Annotated in this window: 10 protein-coding genes; 9 read left to right on the top strand and 1 reads right to left on the bottom strand. The window is 72.8% G+C overall.

The annotated features are described in order from the left end of the window. From M3147_RS09955 to M3147_RS09940, 4 genes are all read left to right on the top strand, one after another. Positions 1 to 354 (top strand): nucleotide exchange factor GrpE (locus tag M3147_RS09955; protein ID WP_251203302.1); only part of this gene is annotated, 354 nt, incomplete at its 5' end. A 138-nt stretch (positions 355 to 492) separates the two neighbouring features. Further along, positions 493 to 1,479 (top strand): DnaJ C-terminal domain-containing protein, encoded by a 987-nt coding sequence (locus tag M3147_RS09950; protein WP_251203301.1) that lies wholly within the window; start codon positions 493 to 495, stop codon positions 1,477 to 1,479. A gap of 2 nt (positions 1,480 to 1,481) precedes the next feature. Continuing rightward, positions 1,482 to 1,898 (top strand): heat shock protein transcriptional repressor HspR, encoded by a 417-nt coding sequence (locus tag M3147_RS09945; RefSeq protein ID WP_308201061.1) that lies wholly within the window; start codon positions 1,482 to 1,484, stop codon positions 1,896 to 1,898. A 37-nt stretch (positions 1,899 to 1,935) separates the two neighbouring features. After that, positions 1,936 to 2,175, top strand: coding sequence for a pentapeptide repeat-containing protein (locus M3147_RS09940; protein ID WP_368859829.1), 240 nt, complete (start codon positions 1,936 to 1,938; stop codon positions 2,173 to 2,175). Positions 2,176 to 2,234: 59 nt separating this feature from the next. On the opposite strand, the gene M3147_RS09935 is transcribed toward M3147_RS09940, so the two are convergent. Next, positions 2,235 to 2,981 carry a hypothetical protein gene (locus tag M3147_RS09935; RefSeq protein WP_251203299.1) on the bottom strand — a complete coding sequence of 249 codons (747 nt, stop codon included), beginning with the start codon at positions 2,979 to 2,981 and terminating at the stop codon, positions 2,235 to 2,237. Positions 2,982 to 3,053: 72 nt separating this feature from the next. Here M3147_RS09935 and M3147_RS09930 point away from each other — a divergent pair, with 72 nt between their 5' ends. The 5 genes from M3147_RS09930 to M3147_RS09910 all read left to right on the top strand — a co-directional run bounded on the left by M3147_RS09930 (position 3,054) and on the right by M3147_RS09910 (position 7,608). Beyond that, complete coding sequence (locus M3147_RS09930) at positions 3,054 to 4,223, top strand: class I SAM-dependent methyltransferase (protein ID WP_251203298.1); 1,170 nt, start codon at positions 3,054 to 3,056, stop codon at positions 4,221 to 4,223. Next, entirely contained in the window at positions 4,220 to 5,125 is a 906-nt protein-coding gene (locus M3147_RS09925) for a DUF817 domain-containing protein (protein WP_251203297.1), read from the top strand. Before M3147_RS09930 ends, M3147_RS09925 begins: the two co-directional genes overlap by 4 nt. Before the next feature lie 40 nt (positions 5,126 to 5,165). After that, on the top strand, positions 5,166 to 5,474 hold the full coding sequence (gene clpS / locus M3147_RS09920) for an ATP-dependent Clp protease adapter ClpS (RefSeq protein ID WP_251203296.1): 309 nt from the start codon (positions 5,166 to 5,168) through the stop codon (positions 5,472 to 5,474). Beyond that, positions 5,471 to 5,959, top strand: coding sequence for a DUF2017 family protein (locus M3147_RS09915; RefSeq protein WP_251203295.1), 489 nt, complete (start codon positions 5,471 to 5,473; stop codon positions 5,957 to 5,959). The genes clpS and M3147_RS09915 overlap by 4 nt, the downstream gene beginning before the upstream one ends. A 134-nt stretch (positions 5,960 to 6,093) precedes the next feature. Continuing rightward, complete coding sequence (locus tag M3147_RS09910) at positions 6,094 to 7,608, top strand: hypothetical protein (RefSeq protein ID WP_251203294.1); 1,515 nt, start codon at positions 6,094 to 6,096, stop codon at positions 7,606 to 7,608. Positions 7,609 to 7,729 lie beyond the last annotated feature (121 nt).

The raw sequence follows: 7,729 nt of genomic DNA, 5'->3' as shown, positions 1-7,729 counted from the left end.
CGCACCGAGCAGAACCGCGAGCTCGAGCGCGACCGGGCCGTCGGGCAGACGGTGGCCGCGCTGCTGCCCGTGCTCGACGACCTCGACCGGGCCGAGAAGCACGGCGACCTCGAGGGCGACACCGCCTTCGGCACGATCGCCGCGAAGCTCCGGCAGGTCACCGAGCGGCTCGGGCTGGTGCGCTTCGGCGCGGTCGGCGACCCGTTCGACCCGCAGCTGCACGAGGCGATCTTCCAGCAGCCCGCCGACGACGTCGAGGTCGACACCGTCGCCGACGTCGTCGAGACCGGGTACCAGCTGGGCGAGGTCCAGTTGCGACCGGCCAAGGTCGTGGTGAAGAGCCCGCAGGGCTGAGCCCGGCGGCCGGCCCCACGAGACGGGAGGAGATTCGCGCCAGGGGAGGATGGGATCGTTCGATCCGACCTCCGCCGCAGTGAATCTCCTCCCGCTCCGTTCAACAGATACGACAGACTTCAAGGAAAGGAGGTGCCGATGGCCAGTCAGGACTGGTTCGACAAGGACTTCTACCAGGTGCTCGGCGTCTCCAAGGACGCGAGCGACAGCGAGATCAAGAAGGTCTACCGCAAGCTCGCGCGCAAGTACCACCCCGACCAGAACCCCGGCGACGCCGCCGCGGAGGCGAAGTTCAAGGAGATCTCCGAGGCGAACGCCGTGCTCTCCGACCCCGAGCAGCGCAAGGAGTACGACGCCATCCGGGCCATGGGTTCCGGCGCGCGCTTCACCGCGCCCGGCGCGGGCGGCCAGGGCGGCTTCGAGGACGTCTTCGGCGGCATGTTCAACCAGGGCGGCGGGGGTCAGCGCTACACCTTCCAGCAGGGCGGCGACTACGACGACCTGCTCGGCGGGCTCTTCGGCGGCGGCCGCTTCGGCCAGCCGTCCGGTGGGTTCCGCGGCTACGGCGGGCCGACTCGCGGGCGCGACGTCACGGCGACCACCACCCTCGACTTCATCACGGCGACCAAGGGTGAGCAGATCACCCTGCAGACCTCCGACGGCAAGCCCATCACGGTGCGCATCCCGGCGGGCGTCGCCGACGGCCAGAAGATCAAGCTTCGGGGCAAGGGGCACCCCTCGCCCGACGGCGGCGAGAGCGGAGACCTCATCCTCACCGTCAATGTGCGCAAGCATCCCGTGTTCGAGCGCGACGGACTGAACCTCCGCGTCACTGTGCCGGTGACCTTCGCCGAGGCCGCCCTCGGTGCCACGATCCAGGTGCCCACCCTCGGCGGCGACCCCGTGAAGCTGAAGGTCGCCCCCGGCACCCCGAGCGGTCGGGTGCTGCGGGTGAAGGGCCGCGGGGTCGAGACGAAGAAGGGCACGGGCGACCTGCTCGCCGTCGTGCAGGTCGCGGTGCCCTCGCACCTCTCGAAGGAGGCGCGGGAGGCGGTCGAGGCGCTCGCCGCCGCGCTGCCCGACGAAGACCCCCGCGAAGACCTGCTCGCCAAGGCCCGGAGCTAGCCGTGGACGAGTCGAGCCCGCTCTTCGTGATCTCGGTCGCGGCCGAACTCGCGGGCATGCACCCGCAGACGCTCCGCCAATACGACCGGCTCGGGCTCGTCTCCCCCACCCGCACGGCGGGCAAATCGCGCCGCTACTCGATGCGCGATGTCGTGCAGCTGCGCGAGATCGCCCAACTCTCGGCCGAGGGCGTGAGCCTCGAGGGCATCCGCCGGGTGCTCGGCCTCGAAGACGAAGTGCAGAGCCTCCGGGCCCGCGTGCGCGAGCTCGAGGCCGCACTCGCCGACGAGATGCTGAACCGCCCCGGGCGCCGCGTGTTCGCGGCCGGTTCCGCGGGCGAGGTCGTCACGCTGAAGGCGGGCACGCGCCTGCGCCGCGAGAACGCCCTCGTCGTCTGGAGCCCGCTCGAGCACGAGTAGCCGCCCCTCCCGCTGCCCGAGCCCCCCCCGGCGCCCCCTGCGCTCGTGCTCGCTGCGCTCGTGCTCGCTGCGCTCGTGCTCGCTGCGCTCGTGCTCGCTGCGCTCGTGCTCGCTGCGCTCGTGCTCGCTGCGCTCGTGCTCGCTGCGCTCGTGCTCGCTGCGCTCGTGCCCGCTGCGCTCGTGCCCACTTCGCCCGCGCCCGTGCCCGTGCCCCTGCGATCCATCGCCGAGGGGGTCACTTTCCGACGGAAAGTGCTGCAGCCGGGCGGTTCGCTGACGCAAAACGACCCCCTCGGCGCGGGGCGGGGTTGAGCGCAGCGCGCGCGGGGCGCGGGGTCAGCGGCCCCAGGCGTCGGCGGGGGCCTCGATGACGTCGTAGGGCCGAGAGCTCCAGTGCGTGCCGTAGCCGTAGTGGCTCGACGCCCACGGTGAGGCCCAGATCGCCTGCGCGGTCGCGTCGGCGGAGTCGCCCTGCTGCAGCGCCGCGTCGACGGCGGGGTAGCGCCCGGAGCGCAGATTCTCCGCCGCGTAGTACGCCGCGACCACGAGGTCGGGGTAGCTGCCGAGACCCGAGCCGCCGCCGGACCCCTGACCGTTGTTCAGCGGATTGTTGCGGTTCCACCAGTTGTCGGCGCCGTTCTCCTGCCGCATCCAGCGCATCATGAACGTGACGTTCTCGTCGGTGACCGGCCAGGCGCCCTCGATCAGCACGAGCTTCGCCCAGTCGACGTTCGTGCCGCCGGCGACGAGCGTATTCGTGCCGGTGGAGGCGACGTAGGACTCCGCGGCGACCCCGGGCAGCACCGCGGTGTCGTGCACCTCGACTGACTGCACCGCCTCGGCGACGGTGTCGGTCGAGCCGTCGGCGACGAGACTCACGAGCGCGGGATCGGGCGCCGGCGAGCTCGGCGCGAGCGCGAGGCCGGCGGTCGTGCCCAGCACGACGAACGAGGCGAAGAGGGCCGCGAAGCGGCGGGCGACGGGCGGACGGGCGGCGTCGCTGCGGGGTCGCTCGCGCGCCGCCGCACCGGGGTTCGGGGCGACGGCCGGGTCGGTGGAGCGGGGGAACCGGCGGTGACGCATGCGGATGCGAGGGTAGCAAACCCGGCTGGATGCCTCCAGAGCCTCCCAGTCCAGGCCGGGTACCCTGCCGAGGTGGACTTCACTGCGCTGCGCCGGCATCCCGATGTCGAGGGGCCCGGCCTCGAGGCATCCGATGCCGCCGACCGGCTGATCCTCGACGAGGCGACCCCGGCGATCAGGGCGCTCGCGCCCGGCGAGCTCGTCGTGATCGACGACGCGTTCGGGGCGCTCGCCCTCGGAGCTGTGAGCCTCGGCGCCCGCGCGGTGCGCGTGCACCAGGACCCGATCACCGGGGAGCGGGCGCTCGCCGAGAACGCCGCCCGCCTCGGGCTCGCCCACGAGGTGCGCTCGGAGCCGTTCGGCCCCGCGCTCGTCACCGGCGCGCGCCTCGTGCTGCTGCGGCTGCCGCGCTCGCTCGACCGGCTCGACGAGATCGCCGAGCTCGTCGCGCGGTATGCGGCCGACGACGTGCAGATCGTGGCGGGCGGACGGCTGAAGCACATGTCGCCCGCGATGAACGAGGTGCTCGGCCGCGCGTTCGCGCGCATCGACGTGAGCCTCGCGCGGCAGAAGTCGCGAGTGCTGCGGGCGAGCGGCCCGCGTCCGGCGATGCGCCGGACGGGGGAAGACACGGATGCCTCGAGCGCCGCGACGCCGGCCCGCTGGCCGCGCCGGGAGCGGCACGACGAGCACGGCCTCGTCGTGGTCGCGCACGGCGGGGTCTTCGCGGGCACGAAGGTCGACATCGGCACCCGCTTCCTTCTCGGGCACCTCGCCGAGGCCGTGCCCGACGCGGCATCCGCCGTCGACCTCGCCTGCGGCAGCGGCGTCATCGCGACGAGGCTCGCGCTCTCGCGACCCGGCATCCGGGTCACGGCGGGCGACCGGTCGGCGGCGGCTGCGGCATCCGCCCGCCTCACCGCCGAGGCGAACGGGGTCGGCGACCGGGTGACGGTCGAGCGCGCCGACGGCCTCGAGCTCCTCGCGGACGCGAGTGAATCGCTCGTGCTGCTGAATCCGCCGTTCCACAGCGACGCGGCGCTGTCCACGGGCATCGCCGGTCATCTTTTCGCCGAGGCCGCGCGCGTGCTCGTTCCGGGCGGCGAGCTCTGGTGCGTGTGGAACTCGCACCTGCGCTACCGGCCGCTGCTCGAGCGGATCGTCGGGCCGACGCGACAGATCGCCCGTAACGCGAAGTTCACGGTGACCGCCTCCCGGCGGGCCGAGCGAGCGGGCGCGTGACGGCGGCGGACCAGCCGGCCGGCGGGGAACGTCCCGATCCGCGCCGACTCACCTCCGTCGAGCAGCGTCTCGACCGGGCCGCGCACCGGCTGCTCGCCGGCGCCCCCGCCCACGGCGTCAAGGCGAAGCTCCTCGAGTTCCTCGTCTTCGGCGCGAAGCAAGCCTGGGCCTGCGTCTTCGGGGCGGCGCTCCTCGCCGTCATCGTCGCGGCCCGCTTCTGGTACCCGGACGACGCCTGGCTCGCTCGCAACGACGCGCTGACCCTCGCGGCCGTCGCCATCCAGATCGCGATGCTCGCCACCCGTCTCGAGTCGGGCCGCGAGCTGTGGGTGATCGTGCTGTTCCATCTCACCGGCACCGCGATGGAGCTGTTCAAGACCGACGTCGGCTCGTGGAGCTACGACGGCGACGGGGTGCTCCGGATCGGGGCGGTGCCGCTGTTCTCCGGCTTCATGTACGCGGCCGTGGGCTCGTACATGGTGCGCGTGTACCGGCTCTTCGACCTGCGCTTCACCCGCTATCCGCGGCGCTGGCTCACGGCCGTCGTGGCCGCCCTGATCTACGCCAACTTCTTCGCTCATCACTTCATCGTCGACTTCCGCTGGCTGCTGCTCGCCGCGGTGGTCGTGCTGTGGTGGCCGACGATGATGCACTTCCGGGTGTGGCGGCGGGTGCACCGGATGCCGCTGCTCGTCGCCTTCGGGCTCGTCGCCCTGTTCATCTGGTTCGCGGAGAACATCGCCACCTGGGGCGGCGCGTGGCTCTACCCGGACCAGCTCGACGGCTGGCACCCCGTCTCCGCGTCGAAGCTCGTGTCGTGGTTCCTGCTCATGATCATCTCGGTGGTGCTCGTGACGTTCGTCTACCGGCCGCGGGAACCGGATGCCCCGCCTGGGCGCTGACGGGGGTGCGCGTCCGCCGGCATCGTGTCAGGCTGGAGGCGTGACCGGGATCCTCGAAGCCACCGACGTCGACCTCGACGTCGACCTCGACCGCGCCACCCGTGAGGGCGTGGCGCGCTCGTGGCGCGCCATCGTGTGGGACGACCCGGTGAACCTCATGAGCTACGTCAGCTACGTGTTCCGCAGCTACTTCGGCTACTCGCGCGAGGAGGCCGAGCGGCTCATGCTGCTCGTGCACACGACGGGCAAGGCCGTCGTCGCCACCGGCCATCGGGAGGCGATGGAACGGCACGTGCAGGCCATGCACGGCTACGGGCTGCAGGCGACGGTCGCGAGGGCGGAATCGTGATCGTCGCCGGTCGCAGCGGCGAGGGCGTCCGGCTCGTGCTGGAGGCGGAGGAGGCGATGCTGCTCTCCGAGCTCGCAGACCAGGTCGACTCGGTGCTGCTCCTCGGGTCCGGGGACGACCCGGCCATCGATCGCCTGCTGCCGAACGCCTATCCCGATGATGTCGAGGCGGCGGACGAGTTCGAGCGGTACACCCGCGGCAGCCTCGTCGACGGCAAGCGGCAGGCGGCCCAGTCGGTGCGCGACGCCACCGACGTGAGCGACGGTCGCGACCTCGTCGAGATCGAGCTCGACGAGTCGCAGGCCTGGGGCTGGCTCACCTTCCTCACCGACCTGCGCCTGATCCTCGCCGAGCGGGTCGGCGTCACCGACGACGGCGGCTACACCGAGGACGAGGAGCGCGACGACTACCTGCGTGCCGCCTACGAATGGGCGGGTTTCGTGCAGGGCTCGATGCTGGAGATCCTCGACCCGATGGATGCCTGAGCGGCTCCGCGCTGCTCCGGACCCCGCGTAGCGGGGCTACCGCGGGTGTGCCGCGCATGGGTAGGGTGCGTACGCGGCGTCTCGGGATGGCGTCGCGACGATCGTGACGACGGGGGACGGGCATGCGCGGACGGATGCTGAGGAACGCGGCCCTGGCCGTCGCGGGGGCCGTGCTCGCCGGCGCGGCCGCGACCACCGCGTCGACGGCGGCGCTCGCCGAACCGCTCGGCGATCCCGTCGAGGTGCCGATCATCGCCGAATCGCTCCGGGACGGCACCTTCCTGCCCGCCGTGGAGGTGCAGGTGGGCGAGCGCCCGCTCACCCTCCTGCTCGACACCGGGTCGGAGGGACTCGTCGTCTACCCGAACCGGCTCGAGGGCGACACCACCGTCGAGCGGACCGAGGTCGCCGCGGATCCCGACTACAACGGTGCGCACGTCTTCGGGCACGTCGCGCTCGCCGACGTCGCCATCGGCGGCGCGGCTCCCGCACGGCTGCCGTTCGTGCTCGCCCACCGGTGCGAGCCGACCGACTGCCTGGGCGGCGACGACGGTCTCGACGGCATCCTCGGCGTGAGTCAGGGACTTCGCACCTGGGGTGAGGCCGGTGAGACGCAGTACCCCTGGTGGTCGGCGATCGCTCAATTGCCCGACGGCGCCGGCGACGGCCACACCATCCGGGTCACGCACGCCCCCACCGCGCGGGGGGAGCGGATCGGCACGCTGACGCTCGGCGCACCCGTCGTGGGCGAGGCGGATGCCGTCTTCCAAGCCCCGCTGACGGGCGGCATCTACCCCGACAGCGACCACCCGACGTTCACGAAGCAGGTCGAGAGCTGCTGGTCGATCGACACAGTCATGAACTGCCTGCCCACGACCATCGATTCCGGGGAGCGCGGCGCGGTGATGATGGGGGACTTCGAGGCGTGGGCGACGCCGATCCCCTCGCCGACACCGTTCCCGGGTGGGGGTGCCGAGGAGATCGCGCATCTGAACGCGGGCACGCCGATCTCCTTCGCGACCCCCGGCGGGGCGCCGTTCTGGACCCGCACCGTCGCCGACGGCTACCGCGCCGCCGGGCTGTACCGGCCGACTGGCACCACGCCGCCGGGCGAGGCGGAGGATGCCGCGGCGCTCGCCGCGAGCGGCCCGTACTTCAACACCGGCAACGTCTTCTTCGTCGGCCGTTCGGTCGGCTTCGACAACCTCACTGGCCAGATCGTCGTGGGCCCGGTGGACGGCCTCCCGGCGGCGGTCCAGCAGGTGAGCCTCACGGAGGGCGACCGCCGAGTCGAGGTCGGGTGGACCGACGCGCAGCCGGGGATCGAGTCCTACGTGGTCCGCCTCCGCACGGCGGCCGGCGAACCACTGGCGGAGCGCGTGGTGCTCGGCGCGCCCGCGCCGCAGGAGTTCACCGGGGTCGCCGACGGGGTCGACGTCGTCGCCGAGGTCGCGGCGGCGAACGCGGCGGGCGTGGGTCCGTGGCTGGCCTCGCCGAACGCGGCGCGGTTCCGCCCGCACCTGCCCGAGACCGGGGTCGAGGTGGGTGCGCCCGCGGTGGTCGCCACGGTGCTCGCCGGGGCAGGGCTGCTCCTGCTCGCCGCTCGCCGAGGGGGACGTTCACTCCGGCCGCGCCGAGGCATCCGCTGATCCGCGCCCGATGATCGGACTCCGGACTCGGCACGCGTCCCGATGAAGGTCCGCGCTCACCGCCGACCCGCGCCCTAGAGTGGTGCCGAGCGCGACCGGCGGTCGGGCGCGCCGTGGGGGA

It is taken from the genome of Agromyces mediolanus, assembly GCF_023715325.1.
Lineage (GTDB): Bacteria > Actinomycetota > Actinomycetes > Actinomycetales > Microbacteriaceae > Agromyces > Agromyces mediolanus_A.
This window is presented reverse-complemented; position numbering and strand designations above follow the sequence as displayed.